Origin of the sequence: Aestuariispira ectoiniformans (genome assembly GCF_025136295.1) — a bacterium.
GTDB lineage: Bacteria > Pseudomonadota > Alphaproteobacteria > UBA8366 > Aestuariispiraceae > Aestuariispira_A > Aestuariispira_A ectoiniformans.
This window is the reverse complement of sequence record NZ_CP062788.1, coordinates 1,276,562-1,295,405: the sequence shown is the minus strand read 5'-3', so window position 1 is coordinate 1,295,405 and position 18,844 is coordinate 1,276,562. Positions and strand designations below refer to the sequence as shown.

At 58.7% G+C, this 18,844-nt stretch carries 17 protein-coding genes; 11 read left to right on the top strand and 6 right to left on the bottom strand.

Annotation, left to right across the window (positions count from 1 at the left end; all coding sequences use genetic code 11):
* Positions 1-37 precede the first annotated feature (37 nt).
* On the top strand, positions 38-2,188 hold the full coding sequence (locus IF205_RS06325; protein ID WP_259782448.1) for a methyl-accepting chemotaxis protein: 2,151 nt from the start codon (positions 38-40) through the stop codon (positions 2,186-2,188).
* A 7-nt stretch (positions 2,189-2,195) separates the two neighbouring features.
* Here the strand turns inward: IF205_RS06325 and IF205_RS06320 are convergent, their stop codons facing one another.
* Positions 2,196-3,362: a mandelate racemase/muconate lactonizing enzyme family protein gene (locus IF205_RS06320; protein ID WP_259782447.1), complete on the bottom strand. Its 1,167-nt coding sequence runs from the start codon at positions 3,360-3,362 to the stop codon at positions 2,196-2,198.
* A 38-nt stretch (positions 3,363-3,400) separates the two neighbouring features.
* Positions 3,401-4,960 (bottom strand): trimethylamine methyltransferase family protein, encoded by a 1,560-nt coding sequence (locus tag IF205_RS06315; RefSeq protein WP_259782446.1) that lies wholly within the window; start codon positions 4,958-4,960, stop codon positions 3,401-3,403.
* A 112-nt stretch (positions 4,961-5,072) separates the two neighbouring features.
* Between IF205_RS06315 and IF205_RS06310 the strand changes: the two genes are divergently transcribed.
* Positions 5,073-6,005: a LysR substrate-binding domain-containing protein gene (locus IF205_RS06310; protein ID WP_259782445.1), complete on the top strand. Its 933-nt coding sequence runs from the start codon at positions 5,073-5,075 to the stop codon at positions 6,003-6,005.
* On the opposite strand, the gene IF205_RS06305 is transcribed toward IF205_RS06310, so the two are convergent.
* The 3 genes from IF205_RS06305 to IF205_RS06295 form a co-directional block, all read right to left on the bottom strand.
* A complete protein-coding gene (locus tag IF205_RS06305) occupies positions 6,002-6,667 on the bottom strand; it encodes a type VI secretion protein (protein ID WP_259782444.1) in 666 nt (221 codons plus the stop codon). The genes IF205_RS06310 and IF205_RS06305 overlap by 4 nt on opposite strands.
* A gap of 267 nt (positions 6,668-6,934) precedes the next feature.
* Positions 6,935-7,471 (bottom strand): GNAT family N-acetyltransferase, encoded by a 537-nt coding sequence (locus tag IF205_RS06300; RefSeq protein ID WP_259782443.1) that lies wholly within the window; start codon positions 7,469-7,471, stop codon positions 6,935-6,937.
* 7 nt (positions 7,472-7,478) lie between these two features.
* A complete protein-coding gene (locus IF205_RS06295; RefSeq protein WP_259782442.1) occupies positions 7,479-8,036 on the bottom strand; it encodes a helix-turn-helix domain-containing protein in 558 nt (185 codons plus the stop codon).
* Positions 8,037-8,152: 116 nt separating this feature from the next.
* Here IF205_RS06295 and IF205_RS06290 point away from each other — a divergent pair, with 116 nt between their 5' ends.
* The 7 genes from IF205_RS06290 (at position 8,153) to IF205_RS06260 (ending at position 15,452) form a co-directional block, all read left to right on the top strand.
* Positions 8,153-9,808, top strand: coding sequence for a peptide ABC transporter substrate-binding protein (locus IF205_RS06290; protein ID WP_259782441.1), 1,656 nt, complete (start codon positions 8,153-8,155; stop codon positions 9,806-9,808).
* Between the two features lie 6 nt (positions 9,809-9,814).
* Complete coding sequence (locus tag IF205_RS06285; protein WP_259782440.1) at positions 9,815-10,780, top strand: ABC transporter permease; 966 nt, start codon at positions 9,815-9,817, stop codon at positions 10,778-10,780.
* The gene (locus IF205_RS06280; RefSeq protein WP_259782439.1) at positions 10,773-11,690 is read left to right on the top strand and encodes an ABC transporter permease; all 918 of its coding nucleotides are present in this window, start codon (positions 10,773-10,775) and stop codon (positions 11,688-11,690) included. The genes IF205_RS06285 and IF205_RS06280 overlap by 8 nt, the downstream gene beginning before the upstream one ends.
* A gap of 221 nt (positions 11,691-11,911) precedes the next feature.
* Positions 11,912-12,439 (top strand): hypothetical protein, encoded by a 528-nt coding sequence (locus tag IF205_RS06275; protein ID WP_259782438.1) that lies wholly within the window; start codon positions 11,912-11,914, stop codon positions 12,437-12,439.
* A 120-nt stretch (positions 12,440-12,559) separates the two neighbouring features.
* Entirely contained in the window at positions 12,560-12,973 is a 414-nt protein-coding gene (locus IF205_RS06270; RefSeq protein WP_259782437.1) for a DUF423 domain-containing protein, read from the top strand.
* A gap of 132 nt (positions 12,974-13,105) precedes the next feature.
* The gene (gene rpe, locus IF205_RS06265) at positions 13,106-13,771 is read left to right on the top strand and encodes a ribulose-phosphate 3-epimerase (protein ID WP_259782436.1); all 666 of its coding nucleotides are present in this window, start codon (positions 13,106-13,108) and stop codon (positions 13,769-13,771) included.
* 28 nt (positions 13,772-13,799) lie between these two features.
* Positions 13,800-15,452: a heparinase II/III family protein gene (locus IF205_RS06260; protein WP_259782435.1), complete on the top strand. Its 1,653-nt coding sequence runs from the start codon at positions 13,800-13,802 to the stop codon at positions 15,450-15,452.
* Positions 15,453-15,458: 6 nt separating this feature from the next.
* On the opposite strand, the gene IF205_RS06255 is transcribed toward IF205_RS06260, so the two are convergent.
* The gene (locus tag IF205_RS06255) at positions 15,459-16,712 is read right to left on the bottom strand and encodes a nucleotide sugar dehydrogenase (protein ID WP_259782434.1); all 1,254 of its coding nucleotides are present in this window, start codon (positions 16,710-16,712) and stop codon (positions 15,459-15,461) included.
* Positions 16,713-16,887: 175 nt separating this feature from the next.
* Here IF205_RS06255 and IF205_RS06250 point away from each other — a divergent pair, with 175 nt between their 5' ends.
* A complete protein-coding gene (locus IF205_RS06250) occupies positions 16,888-17,883 on the top strand; it encodes an MraY family glycosyltransferase (protein WP_259782433.1) in 996 nt (331 codons plus the stop codon).
* Entirely contained in the window at positions 17,880-18,773 is an 894-nt protein-coding gene (locus IF205_RS06245; protein WP_259782432.1) for an NAD-dependent epimerase/dehydratase family protein, read from the top strand. Before IF205_RS06250 ends, IF205_RS06245 begins: the two co-directional genes overlap by 4 nt.
* The last annotated feature ends 71 nt before the right edge of the window (positions 18,774-18,844 follow it).

Below are 18,844 nucleotides of genomic sequence, written 5' to 3'. Positions count from 1 at the left end.
GTGATTGGCTTCTTTTATTGGGAGAACAAAGGGGGGAATGATGAAGATTTCGAATTTGCGCATTGCCGTGAAGCTACCGGCAATTGTGGTTGCCCTCACCCTGGTCGCAACGGCATCAACCGGTGCCATCGTCGGCTACCTTGCCCAACAAAGCCTTGAAAAATCCGTCGGCGAGAAACTCACCGCCCTGACCGGCGCGCGGAAAGTCGCACTGGAAAACTACCTGCAATCCATCCGCGCCGACCTGAACCTTCAGGTAACACATCCGTTTGTATTGCAGGCAGCAAAGGACTTCGAAGGTGCCTGGAACGATTTGCCCGGTGACAAGTCGGCCGACCTTCAGCGCCTCTATATTAAGGACAACCCCAATCCTGCCGGAGAAAAGGACAAGCTGGTCGCAACAAACGACGGTTCCGCCTATGACGAGATTCACCAGAAATATCACCCCATGTTCCGGCGCTTGCTGGAGGAACGCGGCTATTACGATATTTTCCTGATCGCCCCGGATGGAAACCTTGTCTACAGCGTCTACAAGGAGCAGGATTTCGCCACAAACCTGCTGGACGGCCCCTGGCAGCAGACGGATCTGGCCTATGCCTTCCAGGCCGTACGCGACAACCCGGCATCCGGTTTTGACACCTTCTATGATTTCAAACCCTACGCGCCCAGCAATGGTGCCGCCGCCAGTTTCATCGCCGCCCCCGTCCTGAACAAGGATGGCTCGCTTGCCGCCGTCCTCGCATTCCAGATGCCGATCGGACAGATCAACAAGTTGATGAACGACGCCGCAGGGATGGGAAAAACCGGCGAAACATATATTGTCGGACCTGACAATTTAATGCGTAGTAACTCCCGTTTCTCAAAAGAAAACAGTGTTTTAAAGACAGAAGTTAAAGGAAAGACAACAGAACGTGCCCTGGCCGGTGAAAGCGGTGTGATGGAAATTACCGACTACCGCGGCGTGGAAGTTCTGTCCGCCTATACGCCCATGAATTTCATGAACACACATTGGGCCATCCTGGGTGAAGTCGACGTGGCGGAAGCGCTGCAGCCCGTCCGTGACATCCTCCTCGCGGTCGCGGTTGCAGTTTGTGCCGTAACGGCCATCGGCACGTTGATCGGCATCACTTTCGCCCGGTCGATCACGGGTCCGTTGAGCCGGATGACCAGCGCCATGGGAAGCCTTGCAAAAGGCGATCTGGAAATCCGCATCCCCGCAACACGTCGGCAGGATGAAATCGGTGACATGGCAGGCTCCATCGCGGTCTTCAAAGACAACGCCCTGGAAATGAAGCGCCTGCAGCAGGAACAGGAGGAGGCAGAGCTTCGGGCCGAAGAGCAAAAACGTGCCGCAATACAGGCAATGGCCAATAATTTTGAAAGCCGGATCAAGGGAATTGTCCTTGCGGTTTCCACATCTTCCAACGACCTGCATGCGACGTCGGAACAGCTTTCCGCCACGGCAGAAGAAACCAGCCGCCAGTCCTCCTCCGCCTCAAGCGTCTCCCAGCAGACCTCCGCCAATGTCCAGATGGTGGCCGCGGCCGCAGACGAACTGCTGCGGTCTATCTCCGAGATCAGCCGCCAGACCAGCCATGCGGCCAGCACCGCCAACAAGGTTTCCCTCAATGCCCAGGACAGCGAGTCGGCGGTGAATACCCTTTTGGATGCCTCGCAAAAGGTCAGTGAGGTCGTAGAACTGATTTCCGAGATTGCGGATCAGACCAACCTTCTCGCCCTGAACGCATCGATTGAATCCGCACGGGCCGGGGAGGCAGGCAAAGGTTTTGCCGTGGTTGCGAACGAAGTCAAGACACTCGCCAACCAGACGGCGACCGCAACGGAAGAGATATCCACCCAGATCGCGCAAATCCAGGCCGCAGTCCAACAAGCCGCTACCGGTATCGGTGTTGTCACAACCGGGATCAAGGAAGTGGAGGAAATTGTTGCGGGCATCGCATCCGCCTCTGAGGAGCAGTCTGCGGCCACCGACGAGATCAACCGCAACATTCGGGAGGCCGCCAACGCCACGGAGGAAGTCACCAGCACCGCCTCCAACGTCATGGTCGCCTCGGAAGAAACCGGCAAGGCCTCCCATTCCGTGCGCGACGCCGCCTCCAAACTGGCGGAACAGTCAAAACATCTGTCGGCTGAGGTCGACAACTTCCTGCAGGAGATGGTGGCCTAGAGTCCCCTCACGCCAGCGGCAGGCGGCGATGCCGGTATTTGTCCTCCGGGTTGCGGAAATGGTCCAGAGGGCCATTATCCACGAAATCCTGATGCATGCGTTTGAGGTTGTCGCGGTCGATTGAGATTCCCAGGCCGGGGCCTTCGGGAACGGGGATCACGTTATTGGTCTGCCGGAAGGGACCACCTTCGATCACGTCGATATATTGCCAGCGGAAGAGGCTTTGCGACGGCTGAAACAACCAAGGCATCGCCGCACTGACGTGCAGATAGGCTGCCGTACAAACGCCCGCATCACCGCTGTAACACCAGAAGCCGACATTGGCCGCCTCGCAGGCCCCGAAGAAACGCATGGCCCGGCTGATCCCGCCCAGAACCGGGAAGTTGGTGACGATATTATCCGGCGCGCCCAAGGCCGCCGCCCGTTTCACATCAGGGATATGGGTGGAGAAGGGAATGGAGGAATGCTGGCGCAGGACGGCCATTTCCTCGAATGTCGCGACCGGGTCCTCATAGTTGGAAATATTGTAGGGTTCCAGTTCCCGCAGCACCATGCGGGCCGTCTGCAATGACCATTGCATGTTGGAATCGAGACGGATCATCGCCTCCTCGCCCAGCGCCTCACGCAAACGTTTAACCGTTCGAATCTCCAGATGCGGATCACCCAGGATCAGCTTTCCCTCAAAAAAGGTGGAGCCGTGTTCCTCCTTCATCCGGACGCAGTAATCGGCGATGCTTTCCTCATCCATTTCCCGGCCCGGGCGGAAGGCAAAATATTCGGTGAAGGCGATCTCCTTGCGTACCGCCCCGCCCAGCAATTTGTATAGCGGTTGGTCCCAGGCCTTGCCCCGGATGTCCCAAAGCGCCATTTCGATTGCACCGAAAGCCTTGGTCGCCGTCGAATCATCCGTATTGGCCGTGATCTGCCAGGGCGGCACCACACACATCTCGCAGGCGGCAATGTCGATCGGGTCCATCCCGATCAATGCCTCGGACATATCCTTCAAGGTGGGCAGGACATCCACCGACGGCGCTTCGCCATAGCCCACGATCCCCTCGTCCGTTTCCACTTCGATCAGCACCTTGGAGCCGCCGGGATAAAGCCCGCCGGTCCAGTGGAACGGCACTTCCAGAGGCATGTTGAAGGGTGTGTATTTGAGGCGCGTGATCTTCATGGGCTTCTCGCTGTTCAAATTTTCCGGTTCGTTTTGAGTTAGAAGCTGGCGTCCGGCATGCTGTCCTTCCGCTGGCGGATAAAGGCCTGCAATGCCTCGTCAATACCCGGGTCCAGGTCCGGTGCCTGATACTCTTCCAACTGCTTGCGCCAGATATCATTGGCCCGCCTTGCGGTATCCTTCGCGCCCGCGTCCGACCATTGTTCGAAGGAATTGTTGTCGGCGGTGAAGGCGTCATAGAAGGCGGTTTTGTAGTGGGCCTTGGTATGTTCGCATTGCAGGAAGTGGTTACCCGGTTCCACCTCACGGAAGGCATCCATCGCAAGGCTGTCGTCGGAACAGTCGATCCCTTCCAGGAAGCGGGTCATAGCGCCGCAGATATCGGTGTCGATGATGAATTTCTCATAGCCCATCACCAGGCCGCCTTCCTGCCAGCCTGCACAATGCATGACATAGTTGATACCCGCCAAGACGCTGGCCTTCATGCTGGCCGCCCCTTCGACAAAGGCCTGGGCATCGGGCAGTTTGGCCGCGGTCAGGCTGCCACCACCGCGCAGGGGCACCCCCAGACGTCTTGCCAATTGCCCTGCCGCGATCAGCGCCAGGTCCGGTTCCGGCGTGCCGAAGGTGGGGGAGCCGGAGCGCATGGACATGCTGCTCAGGAAGTTCCCCATCATCACCGGCGCGCCGGGGCGGATCAGTTGCGCATAGGCCATGCCCGCCATGGCTTCGGCCAGGAATTGTGCCAAGGCACCTGCCGCGCTCACTGGCCCCATGGCCCCGCCCAGAATGAAAGGCGTGACGATGCTGGCCTGTCCGGCGCGGGCATAGACCTTCAACGCGTCCAGCATGGTTGCGTCCAGCACCAGCGGCGAATTCACATTGATGATGCTGGCCAGAACGCAGTTTTGGTCGACGAATTCCTCCCCGAAGACGATCTTTGCCATACTGACCGTATCTTCGGCCCGCTCTGCCGCAGTGACGGAGCCCATGACCGCCTTGTCGGAAAAACGGAAATGGCTGTAGACCATATCCAGATGACGTTTGTTGACCGGCAGGTCGACCGGCTCGCAGATGGTGCCGCCGGAGACATGCAGGTGAGGCGTGACATAGGCCAGTTTCACAAAATTCTGGAAATCCTCAATGGTGGCATAGCGCCGCCCGTCATCCAGATCGAAGGTGAAGGGGGAGCCATAGGCCGGGGCGAAGACCACACTATCGCCGCCAATCTCCACCGATTTTGCCGGATTGCGCGCATGCCACGTAAACTGCCGCGGCGCGTTGTCCTGAATGATTTTACGCGGCAGGCCGCGGGGCATACGCACCCGTTCCCCCTGTACATCGGCCCCCGCCGCCTTCCACAGGGGCAGAGCCTCCGGGTCGCCGCGAAACTCGATCCCGACCTCTTCCAGGATGCGGTCGGCGGTCGCTTCGATCCGCGTCAGGCTTTCCTCGCTCAACAACTCGTAGACCGGGATGTTGCGTTTGACATAAGGCGCGGCTGATACCGTATGTTCCGCCCGCTTTCGCGCGCGCCGCCCCGCCCGTCGCCCGCCGGTGGCGGATTGATCCCGACTTTCCATTTCAACTGCCGACATGGCCTGCTCCTGACATAGCTTCATTTTATTCTTATGCCTGAGGGAAAATCGTAATATCGTTACTTCCTGCCGTGGAGAGCAAAAAATGTCACCGTTAGGATAAGTTCAATTTATGCGACGATTGCGAAATACCATCCCCTCCGCCAATGCGCTTTTCACCTTTGAAGCCGCCGCCCGCCTGCTCAGCTTTACCAAGGCGGCGGACGAGTTGGGCGTCAGCCAGGCAGCCGTTTCCTATGCCATCAAGCGGCTGGAGGAGTTTCTGGGCGTCTCGCTCTTCAACCGGGAATACCGCAAGCTGTCGCTGACAGAGGTGGGGGAGCGTTTCTTCCATGACGTGACGATCGGCATGAGCCATATCCAGCGCTCGGTCGAGGATATAAGGCGCAGCCATAAGGGTGGCTATGTGACCCTGTCGGCCTCCACCGCCTTTGCCAATTACTGGTTATTGCCGCGCATGGCGCGCTTTCGCAACGAACACCCCAATGTGGATATCCGGGTGCTGACCACGGACAAGGATGTGGACCTGGCGGCGGAAGGTATTTCGCTCGGCATCCGGCGGGGACCGGACGACTGGATGCAGTATTCCTCACAATATTTCACCCATGAAGCGGTCTATGCGGCCTGCAGCCCGGACTATCTGAAGCAGGTCGGCCCGATCACCGGACCGGCGGACCTGTTGGCCTGCCGATTAATCCATCTGGAAGAACCCTACCGTCCGCGCCTCACCTGGGAACAATGGCTGGCGACATTCGGCGTCAAGGGCGTTGCCGTAGAGGAAGGCCTCTTTATGAACGACTATGCGCTGGTCATCCACGCCGCCCTGGAAGGCGAAGGTGTCGCCATGGGCTGGCACCACCTGACCGACGACCTCGTCGCCAAAGGACAGCTCGTCAAAATCCTGCCCGATACCATGGAAACCGATGTAGGCTTTTACGTCACCTGGCCCAAACACTGGCGGTTGAGCAAAGAAGCGGAGGCGTTGAGGGATTGGTTGGTTAGGGAGGGGAATGAGGAAGAAAATGCCCGCAAAGAAAACACCTAATTGGAACCATCTATGCTCCAACCACAGGTCTCAGCCAGCGGCATTAGCGCTGCCGACATCCCTCTAGTATCGAATATTGCAGTCAATGGAGACTCACCAAACGGTGTAACTTGAGCCAGAAAACTGTCCGCAGAAGCCATTTTTTTAAGGAGGCTCCCCGCCCATTCAGGAGCAAATGTGGCCCGCTTATCGGTCGAGATGTTCCACTTTTGCTCCTCCGCATCCCCCGCTCCAATACGAATCGTGACATATTTCCATTCCTCGTAAACGCTGGAGCTATCATCCCCAAGAAAATCGTTCCAGTTAATGTATGCCTCAGTCTTATTCGATTGGCACCTAGCGGCAAACACAACGGGCCTCCCCCATCGTGATCGCCCAGTTTCTGCTTCCAAGAAAATGACTACGCTTTGAGTGTCATCAATAGGATTTTTATTTTTGCTCACTTTCCAACCACCTAAGCCAGAAATCTCTATAGGTTGTGCTTGCGGACCATTCAGTTGATTTTTTTTAGCTAGACTGTCGTAGCAATCCAATCGAGCCAGGCTCCCTTCCATCGCCGCACATTTCGCAAGCGTCTTTTCTATTTCACCAGCGTAAACGATGGTCGAAATCGCAGTCAAAGACATCAACAACGAAAGAATAATTTTAGATTGAATTGACATGGCCGCCCCCAACTCACTTTAAACGCAATAGTAGAGATCCAGCTACACGAATATTCTAATACACTCGACGCTCCGCACAACCACGCAAGAGCATGATGGCCTTATAAAACGCCTAAGAATACTCGTCATGCGCGGGCTTGACCCGCGTATCCACGAAACGGCTTTGCCTGCGCTGTGATCGCCTTTTCTGCGGATAGGACTTTGCCCCCGTAGGTCCTCGTGTCGAGCACGAGGATGACGGGCTTTAAGGAAGCTTCGGTGCTCCCCTCACCCCTCCAGCCGCTTAAACATCACCGTCGTCGCATCCACCTTGCCGGGGTCATGGGGGTCGACGGCGAAATGGGGGATTTGACCGACCGTCTCGAAGCCCATTGAGGCATAAAGCGGTTCAGCCTTGTCGCCGGACCGTGTGTCCAACACCAGCAGAGTCTTGCCCAGCGTCCTCGCCTCGTCCTCCAGTCTTTCCATCAGTTTGCGTGCCAGACCGCGCCTGCGGAAATCGGGGTGAACCAGAAGTTTGTTCACCTCTGCCCGATGTGGCTGGTTGGGCGGGAGTTTATGGGCAAGTTCCACCACGCCCGCGATCCGGCCCCCAATCCGGGCCGCGAGGAGGATGCTGCCACCCTCCCGGACGGAGGGCAGGACTTTGCCCCGCCAGAAGTCCGTTGCCTCGCCCGGCGTCAATGGCAGGACGAAACTGACGCTGGCGCCATCTTCAACACAGGCCAGAAGCAACGCGCCCAGTTCCGGCAGGCGTTCTTCAAGCTCTTCGGCGGTCAATGCTGCAATCGACAGGTCCGACATAATGCCCTCACACAATGAAAATAATATAGCGCGCCGCACTGTCCGCAGGCGTCTCGAAACGGCTTGAGCCATAAAGCTGGTAGCGTAGACAGTCGCCCGGATGCAGATCATGGGCCTGACCATCCACCGTCACGGTCAACCGTCCGTCCAGCATGACCAGATGATGCTCCAGACCGGGGCGCGGTGGACTGCTATAGGCGATCGCCTGACCGGCAGGCAGGTCGCCCCGCACAGTTTCCCCGGCAAGGCCCTGGGCAGGTGGCGAAAGGGTCCGCCGGGTGAAGCCGGTTTCCGGATCGGTCCAGACTTCCTGATCGTCCGCCCGGATCACCGGGGCAAAGCCGCCCTCCACCAGATGCATCAGCCGCGACATGGTCAGCCCGTAGGCCGCGCCCAGTTTGCCCAGCACCTGGGCGGTCGGGCTGACTTCCGCCTTTTCCAGCCGGGACAATGTCGCGCGGCTAACGCTGCTCAGCCCCGCCAGTTCATCCAATGACCAGCCCCGCTCTGCCCGCAGGGCCCTGAGGCGCGCTGCCAGTCGCTGATCAATGCCTTGTGTATCCATGTTCATATTTCCCATATATGAGAAATATTCCCAATATAGAGATCATGTCAAGAAGACATAGGCCGGATCGGTAATTCTTTGATATAAAAGACGGAACCGATACAGAGGTCCCGCCGATGACAATCCTGAGCCGCCTGATCCTTATCCTGTTGATCGCCCTGCCGCTGGCCGCAGAGGCAAAAGAGCGGCTTGTCATCGGGATCAGCCAATATCCCAGCACCTTGCACCCGGCCTATGACAGCATGCTGGCCAAGACCTATATCATGGGTATGACGCGCCGCCCGATCAGTACCATTTCGCCGGATTGGGAGGATGTCTGCATGCTGTGCACCGCCCTGCCGGATTTGGAAAAAGGCACGGCGAAATATTACAAGACCGCCGACGGCAAGGACGGGATCGCGGTTACCTACACATTGGATGACAAGGCTGTCTGGGGCGATGGCACGCCACTGACGACCAAGGATATCGAGTTCACCTGGAAGGTCGGCCACAACCCGCAATCCGGCTTTGACAATTACGAGTTGTTCAAGCGGATCGAAAAGGTTGAGATCAAGGATGCCCATACCTTCACGCTCTACATCAACAAGCGGAGCTGCGAGTATAAGGGCCTGACGCAATTCTATATCCTGCCCGCCCATATGGAAGCAGCCCTCTTCGACCCGAAGGCCGCCAAACAATACCGCCCAAAATCGCTTTACGAACGCGACCCGACCAACCCGGCGCTATGGTTCGGCCCCTATCGCGTGGCACAGATACAGCCGGGCCAGTCGATCACATTGGTGCGCAATGAACATTGGTGGGGCAAGAAGCCCTATTTCGACGAGATTGAGCTGCGCAGCATTGAAAACACCGCAGCCCTGACCGCCAACCTTCTAAGCGGCGATATCGACATGATCGCGGGGGAACTGGGCCTTACAATCGATCAGGCCATTGGCTTTGAAAGACGCTATGGCGACAACTACCAGATCATCTACAAGCCCGGTCTGGTCTATGAGCATGTCGACCTGAGGTTGGATAATCCGGTCCTGGCAGACAAACGCGTCCGTCAGGCCCTGCTTTATGGCATCAACCGGGAGGCCATCAGCCAGAACCTGTTCGCGGGCAAGCAGCCCGTCGCCAATGGCAGTGTCCACCCCCTCGACGTGGTCTATGATCCGGATGTGAAGACATATGCCTATGATCCGGCCAAGGCGGCAGAACTTCTGGATGCGGCAGGTTGGAAGAAGGCCGGGCGCTTCCGGACCAATGCGGCGGGCGAACGGCTGACGTTTGAGGTCAATTCCACCGCCGGATCGAAAAACCGGGAACTGGTGGAGCAGGTCCTGCAATCCCAGTGGAAGGAACTGGGCATTGACCTCACCATCCGAAACGAGCCGCCGCGCGTGTTGTTCGGAGAAACCATCTCCAAACGCAAGTTCAAGGATATGGCGCTGTTCGCCTGGATTTCGTCACCACGCAACATTCCCCGTTCCACCCTGTATTCTGGTAATATCCCGTCGGACAAGAACGGATGGACCGGGCAGAATTACACCGGCTTTGACAATGCGGAGATGGATCAGGTCCTCGACGACCTGGAACTGAAATGCGGGGAGGCGGAAAACCGGGCGCTGTGGAACCGGGCACAGGAAATATACGCAGAAGAACTGCCTGCCCTGCCGCTTTATTTCCGGGCCAACACCTATATCCTGCCCAAGGAGCTAAAGGGCCTGACGCCTACCGGCCACCAGTTCCCCAGCACCCTTTGGGTGGAAAACTGGCATATGGAAAACTGATCCAGCATGTCCGGTTATCTGATCCAACGCCTGATCGAATCCCTGATCGTCCTTCTCGTAGTCGCCTTCCTGTCCTATTGGATGATGGGCCTGATGCCCGGCGACCCGATTGACCTGATGGTTCAAAGCAACCCGGATTTCAGCGCCGCCGACGCCGCCCGGCTGAAGGCGCTCTATGGACTGGACAAACCGATACTGGAACGTTTCTTCCACTGGCTCAGCGCCGCCCTGCAGGGGGACTTCGGCTATTCGCGTCTTTACGGACAGCCGGTTTTCGACATTCTCTGGCCGCGCCTGGGCAACAGTCTCTGGCTGTTGCTCCCCTCCCTGTTGCTGTCCGTGGCGCTGGCTGTGCCATTGGGGCTGCTGGCCGCCCATAAGCGCTATGGCTGGCTGGACTATGGCGTGAATCTTTTCAGCTTTGCCGGGATTTCAGTGCCCCCCTTCTGGCTGGCGATCCTGGCGATCCTGTTCTTCGCGGTCACCCTCAACTGGTTTCCGGCAAGCGCGGCGCTCCCCAATGACGCCACCGCCCTCGACATGCTGCACCGGTTGACCTTGCCGGTTGTGGTGCTGACCCTGCTCAGTATCGGCAGCTTCATCCGTTTCATGCGGGCTGCCGCAATCCAGGCGCTCACCATGGATTATGTCCGCACCGCCCGCGCCAAGGGCGTCAGCGAGATGCGCCTGATGGTCCACCACGTCTTCCGCAATGCAGTCCTGCCGCTGACCACGATCGTGGCGCTCAGCCTGGGAAACCTGTTTTCCGGCGCGCTGATCACCGAAAGCATCTTCGCCTGGCCGGGCATGGGCAAAACCATCTACGATTCCATATTGGGCAATGACTATAATCTGGCGATGGTCGGCCTCCTGCTGGCAACCGTTATGACGCTCACCGGGAATTTCCTGGCCGACATTTCCTATGCCGCGCTCGACCCGCGAATCCGGTTGGGGGCCGAAAGCGATGAGTAAACCAGCCAAGGTCTATACGCCGGGACACGCCCTGTTCTCCGCCTTTCTGGAACACCGGCTAGCCGTCGCGAGCCTCGCCCTTTTGCTCCTGTTCGGCCTGTTGGCACTGGCCGCTCCTCTCTTTGAAATGATCCTGAACCTGGATGCGGAGGCAACGGACCTGTTCAACCGTTTCGCCCCGATCAGCGCACAACACTGGCTGGGTACGGACGAGGCCGGGCGGGATATTTTCCTGCGCCTTCTCTATGGCGGGAGGGTCTCGCTTTTCGTCGGCATATCAGCAGCCCTTCTCTCAGCCGCCATCGGCACGGTAATCGGGCTTTGGGCGGGATATATGGGCGGCTGGCTCGACCGGTTGCTGATGCGCCTCACTGATGGCGTGATCTCACTGCCCCTGCTGCCGCTGTTGATCATCATGGCCGCCATCGATCCGGCCAAACTGGGCCTGCCGGAGGCGCTGGCCCGGTCCGACAGTTTCAGCCTGTACCGGATCATCCTGATCGTAAGCCTCGTGGGCTGGACCACGGTCGCACGGCTGGTGCGGGCAGAGACCCTGTCGCTTCGCCGCCGCGACTTCATCACCGCCGCCCGCGCACAGGGATTGAGCATCCCGGCCATTCTCTACCGCCATCTTCTGCCCAATACGCTGCCGGTGATTATCGTCGCGGCAACGTTGACCATTGGATCGGTCATCCTGTTTGAATCCGTCTTGAGCTTCCTGGCGCTGGGTATACAGCCACCGACCCCAAGCTGGGGCAACATGCTGACCGCCGTGCAGGACTATATCTGGGACGCGCCTTTGCTCGCACTTTGGCCGGGGCTGGCTATTTTCGCCACGGTCATCGCCTTCAATTTCCTGGGCGACGGATTGCAGGATGCACTTGACCCCAAACGCATCCATCGGCGGTGATCATCGAAAGCCCAACAGGAACGTGATCGGCTGAATTCTGCCATTCATTGAAAAAATTTACCTTTCGTCCTATATTAGGTTTCGAGGTAATCCACTATTCCGTCACGATGATGCGTGCCGGAAAGGGCGGTTGCGGCGGGGCTTGCTGATTTTATTCAACAGGCAGAGGGGGTTGGCGCAGAGGTGCTATCCCGGTCGCCAAACAGAAAGGAACCCGTCTTATGGCTGATGTCGCGGGTGTAAATACCAACAGCGGCTTTGATGCGGCCCAACAGAATGCGCGCGTGGCAGATCGTCAACGCGCCGCAGAGGACGATGCCCGTCTGCGCGATGAACAGCAAAGACAGGCAGCCCAGGAACAGACCCAGGCAACGCGAACCGAAGCCAACACCGCGCAGGGCGTGAATGAAACCGGCGCGCCGGCCACGGCCGGAACGACCCAGGCAGGGGAAGAATCTGCCCCCAATGAAACCCGTCGCCCCGAAGCCAGCGAAAATGAGCCTCGCGATCAGGTCACATTGAGTGCTGCGGCGCAGGAGGCCCTCGCCACGGGCCAGACCACCGCACCGCAACCGACTGCCGCAACGGAGGCAACGCCTGCCGCCGGTGAAACCAGCGCGACCGCACCTGCCAATGAAACCAATCAGGCCGTCGGGCTGGCGAACACAACGACCACCGTGACGGGGAATGAAAACAATCAAAACGAACAGGTCCGGACCCTGGGGCAGATTGTCGATCAGTTTGCCTGAACCCACCGGCCACCCCGAATGATCAGCCCGCCAAAGCGCGGGCTTTTTCTTTGACCCGAAACCGGCTATCACAGGCAGCAACGCCATCTCAGAACCAAACGCATGGACAGGATTTCATCTATGTCGCTTCTTCAGCCGAAACGCGGAATTTTCCTGCTCTTCGGGGCGGTCATCGCCCTGATCGGCGTTATTGTAGGGGCCGGGGCCAGCCATGCGCTGAAACCGGTCTTGTCGCCGCAACAACTGGACTGGATTGAAATCGGCCATCGCTATCTGGTGTGGCACAGCTTGGCCCTGATCGCGCTGGACTGCCTGCCGACGGATTTGCGGGCGGCCAAATGGCGCGGGTTTGCCGGATATTTATTTCTGGCAGGAATTCTCCTGTTCACCGGATCGCTCTGGCTGATGGGGCTGACCGGTGTGACCGGCCTTGGCATTGTCCCCCCGTTCGGCGGTAGTACCTTCATCGCCGGATGGATCTGTTTGATCCTTTACGCAGTCGGTCTTGTCCGGCAGGGCGAAGACCTGCGATAAGACGCAGAAATCTAATCGTGACTATTTCGTGGCGACGCCACGGCCAGCTTGCAATGACCGCCTATTTTCGGCAGGCTGCTGTTGGATTGCCAGATGGTCAGAACCCCTGATCACCCCCTTGAGGTAAACTTGATGTCAAAGCCCGTTCGAATTGCGCCCAGCATTCTGTCCGCCGACTTCGCCAAGCTTGGTGAAGAGGTTCGCGCCATTGATGCGGCCGGTGCCGATTTCATCCATATCGACGTGATGGATGGCCATTTCGTGCCTAATATCACGATTGGCCCGGGCGTGGTCAAAGCCCTGCGGCCGCATACGACCAAAACCTTCGATGTGCATCTGATGATCTCCCCGGTCGATCCCTATCTGGAGGCCTTCGCCAATGCCGGTGCGGATATCATCACCATCCACCCGGAAGCCGGAGCCCATACCCACCGGACCGTCCAGACCATCAAGGCCCTTGGCAAGAAAGCCGGTGTCGTTCTCAACCCCGGCACGCCGATCAGTGCATTGGACTATGTGATGGATATGGTGGACCTGATCCTTGTGATGTCTGTCAATCCGGGCTTCGGCGGGCAAAGCTTTATCGACAGCCAGTTGGACAAGATCCGCGAGATTCGCAAGATGATCGAGGCAACGGGCCGGGATATCGACCTGCAGGTAGACGGCGGCATCAATCTGGAAACAGCGCCCAAGGCCATTGCGGCCGGTGCGGATGTGCTGGTCGCTGGCACCGCGACTTTCGTCGGCGGCCCCGGCGAATACGCCAACAACATCAAAAAGCTGCGCGGCGAAGGATAATCAGCGCAGTCGGCTCAGGGATAGAGAGATGAGACGGCAAGACCCCTGGTCCTATCTGAAATACGCCGGCCAGAAAATCACGGCCGGTGGCACGCTCTATGGCCTTTGCCTGATGCGTGGAGGCGCCAATCCCCCCGCCGCCACTCCATCCGACCCCTGGACGGGAAATGCGGAAATCGGCGGGGCAATCCTCAACGACACCTATCCTTTCGCCGGGCAACAGATTCATCAGGCGCGGAACCCCTGGGAAGCAGCCGGTGCCGATGATGCCTGGATGAAGGCCATGAACGGCTTTGACTGGATTCGTGATCTGCGCGCAGTTGGCAGTGACAGCGCGTTGACCAAAGTCCGCGATCTGACCCGCGACTGGCTCTCCCGCAATGATCGCCTGGACGCCGTCAACGCCAACCCCGATAGCTGGACCGCGGCGGCGACAGGCAACCGCCTGCTGGCCTGGCTCTATTACTGGCCTGCGGTTTTCGCTACGGCCGATGCCGAGCTACAACAACAGATATTGAAGGCCGTCGGGCGGCAATTGCGCCATCTTTCCGTGGTTTCACCATTTGCGACAACGCCATTGGACCGGGTCATCGGCCTGAAAGGACAGATCGTCGGCTACCTGCTTTGGCTGCCGCACGAGGGTGCACGGGAACAATCTCTTGTTTCACTGGAACGTGAAATCAGCCAGCAAATCCTGCCCGATGGCGCGCCCACCAGCCGAAACCCGCTGGACCTGGTGAAGCTCCTGCAGGAATTGGTGGAAATCCGGCTGGCCTACCTCGCAGCGCGGGAAGAGGTGCCGCCGGTCGTGCAACATACAATCGACCGCTGTGTGCCGATGATCCACTTTTTCCGGCATGGCGATGGCGGCCTTTGTCATTTCAACGGCAGCCGGGATAGTGGCAAAGCCTCCTTGGATCACCTGTTGAGCCTGACCGGCGCCAAAGGCAAACCACCGCAGGAAGCCCCCTATTCGGGCTATGAGCGATTGAAGGCCGGGGCCTTGCTGATGCTGGCAGACTGCGGTGCACCGCCGCCCGCGCCATTTGACCGGCTTGCCCATGCGGGCATTGGGTCTTTCGAGGTCAGCATTGGTACAGACCGCATGATCGTCAACTGCGGGGCGTCGAATGCCGGTCGCGGTGACTGGCTAGAGGCAGAGCGCAGCACGGCGGCACATTCCACCCTATGTGTGGACGATACAAACTCCAGCGCGCTCAACAGAAAACAGGGTATCGGAAAACGCCGCGCCGAGCCCACATGCCATCGCGACGACAGCGAGGATGCCCATTGGCTCAGCATCACGCATGACGGCTACGCAGCGCTTTTTGGCCTGCAACACGCCCGTCGTCTCTATGTGACGGAAGATGGCCTGAATATCCGGGGAGAAGACCGGCTGACCTGCTCAGAAGGCGTGGAAGACGGCGCAGGTCACGACTTCGCGGTCCGCTTTCATCTGCATCCCAAAGTCAGCATCTCGCTGCTGCAGAACCAATCCTCTGCTCTGCTTCGCCTGCCCAGCGGCCAGGGCTGGCGCTTTCGCTGTTTCGGCGCGAAAATCCAGTTGGAGGACAGCATCTATCTGGGCGGCGACAATCCACGCCGCGCCCAGCAGATCGTCCTGCGCGGCACCACCGAAACCGATGGTGCCGTCGTAAAATGGGCCTTCAATAAGGAATAGCGGGAATTACAGGGACCAGCGGCGCATGCTGTCCGGCAACGACCGGTGACGCCACATGCCCTTCAGGTCCGCCACAAGACCATCGGCCTTGACCAGATTGGTCAGTGACAGGTCGCTGTAGGCATCATGCGGCACAGCACCAATCACACAGTCATGATCCGTGCCGGGCTCTGCTGCCAGGTCGATACCATATTCCTCGCGGGTCTCTTCCGCATCCGCTTCCGGGTCGTAAACCGTAACCGCATGCCCCAATTCCTCCAGGCGTTTGATAACATCAGCCACTTTGGAATTGCGAATGTCAGGCACGTTCTCCTTGAAGGTGATGCCCAGAACCAGGATTTTGGCTTTGCCGCTCAACAGGTCATGAATGCGGTCCGCAACCACTGTGCTCATACCATCGTTGGTGCGACGCCCGGCCAGCACCACTTCCGGTGCAACGCCGTTTGCCTGGGCCGCATGCGCCAGATAATAGGGGTCGACACCAATGCAATGGCCGCCAACCAACCCCGGCTGGAAGTTCAGGAAGTTCCATTTGGTACCTGCGGCATCCAACACGTCATAGACGGAAATCCCCATCTTTTCGAAGATCAGGGAGATTTCGTTTACAAAGGCGATATTGATATCGCGCTGTGCGTTCTCGATGACCTTGGATGCCTCGGCGGTTTTGATGTTGCGCGCGATAAAGATATTACCGCCATTCATCGAGCCGTAGACACGGGCCAGCAGGGCCGCCACTTCCGGCGTTTCACCTGATACCACCTTGGTGATCTTGTCCACGGTGTGGACTTTGTCGCCCGGATTGATCCGTTCCGGCGAATAACCGAGATAAAAATCCGTGCCCGGGGTCAGGCCCGATTTTTCTGCCAGGATCGGCCCACAGATATCTTCCGTGACACCGGGATAAACCGTGCTTTCAAACACAATGATATTGCCGGAAGCAATGACGGAGCCAACACCTTCCGTTGCTTTTCTCACCGCCGTGAGGTCCGGTTCATTATCGGCGCCGACCGGCGTCGGAACGGTCACAATGAATATGTCGCAACCGCGTGTTTCCTCAAGATCGGCCGTCACGGACAACGGCGCATCGCGCAGGGCACCGTCACTCAACTCACCGGTCCGGTCATGGCCGTCGCGCAATTCGGCAACGCGGGTCTCGTTGATATCGAATCCAACCGTATCGAAATGTTGCGACAAAGCCGCAGCCAAAGGCAATCCAACATAGCCCAGGCCGATCACGGCGATACGGGGGTTCTCAATCATCGTCAAAACCTTCCAAGCAACTCTTTCACGCAGGGAAAAAACACCTGCCGCCGAAGGCAGGGGCACCCCTGTAAAGCTCATATAATCACAGCGTTCATCTAGCCCTTCGCACCCTTCGATTGCAAGCCCGATTTGCAGGCTAGCCTCCCCCGCAAACAGCGGCTATAACCGCGAGATGCAGCTTGAACTCATCCAATTCTTCGCGCTCGTTTGCGCCAGCGTCCTGTTGACCGGGATTGTTTTGGCCTATTTGCGTCGCCGGGCCATTCTGGATCACCCCAATGACCGGTCCAGTCACGAGACACCGACCCCCCGCGGCGGCGGGTTGGCTGTGACGGCAATTTCACTGGCTGCAATCGCCTATCACGCCATCGCACTGGACCAGATTGACATGATCTGGCTGTCCGCCGGTGCTGCCGTGCTGGCCATTGTGTCCTGGCTTGACGACCTGCATTCCCTTTCCGCCCGACTACGGCTGACCGTCCAGTTCACCGCCGTTGCGGTAACCCTTCCCTGGCTGATGCAGGACGGGTCGATCACGAGCGGATGGTTGCCCTATTGGGTCGAAATGCCGCTGGCCGCCATTGTCTGGGTCGGGTTCATCAATTTCTTCAACTTCATGGATGGTATCGACGGCATTTCCGGCGTAGAAGCAGCCAGCATCGGCCTGGGACTTTACTGTCTCAGCCTCGTCGGCGTATTCGGCACCCCTATTAATCCGGGCCTGATCATTGCCGCCGCTGCGATTGGTTTTCTGGTTTGGAACTGGCACCCCGCACGTATCTTCCTTGGCGATGTCGGCAGCATCCCCTTAGGATTTCTGCTCGGTGGGCTGCTGTTGCAACTGGCGGTCGCCGGATATTGGGCCCCGGCCCTAATTCTACCACTGTATTATCTGACCGACGCAGGCGTCACACTGACCCGCCGCCTTCTGCGCGGTGAAAAAGTCTGGGAAGCCCACCGCGAGCATTTTTATCAAGTTGCCGTGCAGGCGGGCCACCGGCACAGCGGCGTCAGCGCCGCGATCGCCCTGACCAATGTGATCCTGATCGGGCTGTCAGTGTGGTCGCTGGACAGACCGCTTCTTGCCATTCTGGCCGCCGCTGGCTGCGTTGCAGTCCTGATCGGCTGGATGCACCTGTCCCCACGGTTCAAGAGGCGTGAGGTATGAGCGCGCCAAAGCGATTGCTGATAACCGGCGCTACCGGTTTTGTCGGTCAATGCCTTGTGCCGTATCTGCAGGACAGGGGCTATGACCTGCGGCTTGTGGGCCGCAGGGAAGTGGGGAATTTCGACGGGAACACGGACTGGTCCATGCATCTGGACGGCGTGGATGCGGTGATCCACCTCGCCGGACGTGCACATGTAATGCAGGAAACCCAGGCCAACCCCATCGACATCTATCGCCAGGTCAACCGGGACGGCACCCTGCGACTTGCCCGGCAGGCGCAAGACGCTGGTATCGGGCGCTTTGTCTTCATGAGCTCCGTCAAGGTAATGGGGGAGCGCTCGGACCACCCGCTGTCCGGCCGGGACACTCCAGCGCCCTGTGACCCATACGGCATCAGCAAACATGAGGCAGAAACTGCCCTGGCCGGTCTGGGCAGCGCAATGGATGTGCTCAGCCTGCGCCCGCCCATGGTTTACGGGCCCGGCGTGAAGGGAAATTTCCTGACGCTGCTCAAAGCCGTCCGCAAAGGTTTACCGCTGCCACTGGGTGCGGTTCACAACAAACGCAGTATGATCTACGTCGGCAACCTCGCCGCAGCGGTTGAAGCGGCCCTGACCTGTCCGGCAGGCAGCTATCTGCCCAGTGACGGGCAAGACCTGTCAACCGCCGGACTGATCCGTCTCATTGCCGACAGTATGGGGAAAAAACCTTGCCTGCCGCCGGTGCCGATTGCCTGTCTGAGGTTGGCCGGACGGCTGACCGGGCGCTCCGGCATGATACAGCGCCTGACCGACAGCCTTCAGGTAGACGGAAAAATTCCCGGTTGGCAACCTCCCTACACGCCGCAGCAAGGCATTGCCGACACCGTGAACTGGTACCTGAGACAGTAAATTCAAAGGGACGGATAAGGATGACGTCCGCCTTATACCCTATGCAGGCAAGCGCGAAGTTCGCTTGCGTG

Coding starts and splice junctions, on each gene's coding strand:
- IF205_RS06275 (WP_259782438.1), top strand. CDS start 11,912: ATGGCTGATGTCGCGGGTGTAAATACCAACAGCGGCTTTGATGCGGCC.
- IF205_RS06285 (WP_259782440.1), top strand. CDS start 9,815: ATGTCCGGTTATCTGATCCAACGCCTGATCGAATCCCTGATCGTCCTT.
- IF205_RS06260 (WP_259782435.1), top strand. CDS start 13,800: ATGAGACGGCAAGACCCCTGGTCCTATCTGAAATACGCCGGCCAGAAA.
- rpe (WP_259782436.1), top strand. CDS start 13,106: ATGTCAAAGCCCGTTCGAATTGCGCCCAGCATTCTGTCCGCCGACTTC.
- IF205_RS06245 (WP_259782432.1), top strand. CDS start 17,880: ATGAGCGCGCCAAAGCGATTGCTGATAACCGGCGCTACCGGTTTTGTC.
- IF205_RS06300 (WP_259782443.1), bottom strand. CDS start 7,471: ATGTCGGACCTGTCGATTGCAGCATTGACCGCCGAAGAGCTTGAAGAA.
- IF205_RS06305 (WP_259782444.1), bottom strand. CDS start 6,667: ATGTCAATTCAATCTAAAATTATTCTTTCGTTGTTGATGTCTTTGACT.
- IF205_RS06310 (WP_259782445.1), top strand. CDS start 5,073: ATGCGACGATTGCGAAATACCATCCCCTCCGCCAATGCGCTTTTCACC.
- IF205_RS06295 (WP_259782442.1), bottom strand. CDS start 8,036: ATGGATACACAAGGCATTGATCAGCGACTGGCAGCGCGCCTCAGGGCC.
- IF205_RS06290 (WP_259782441.1), top strand. CDS start 8,153: ATGACAATCCTGAGCCGCCTGATCCTTATCCTGTTGATCGCCCTGCCG.
- IF205_RS06320 (WP_259782447.1), bottom strand. CDS start 3,362: ATGAAGATCACGCGCCTCAAATACACACCCTTCAACATGCCTCTGGAA.
- IF205_RS06315 (WP_259782446.1), bottom strand. CDS start 4,960: ATGTCGGCAGTTGAAATGGAAAGTCGGGATCAATCCGCCACCGGCGGG.
- IF205_RS06325 (WP_259782448.1), top strand. CDS start 38: ATGATGAAGATTTCGAATTTGCGCATTGCCGTGAAGCTACCGGCAATT.
- IF205_RS06280 (WP_259782439.1), top strand. CDS start 10,773: ATGAGTAAACCAGCCAAGGTCTATACGCCGGGACACGCCCTGTTCTCC.
- IF205_RS06270 (WP_259782437.1), top strand. CDS start 12,560: ATGTCGCTTCTTCAGCCGAAACGCGGAATTTTCCTGCTCTTCGGGGCG.
- IF205_RS06250 (WP_259782433.1), top strand. CDS start 16,888: ATGCAGCTTGAACTCATCCAATTCTTCGCGCTCGTTTGCGCCAGCGTC.
- IF205_RS06255 (WP_259782434.1), bottom strand. CDS start 16,712: ATGATTGAGAACCCCCGTATCGCCGTGATCGGCCTGGGCTATGTTGGA.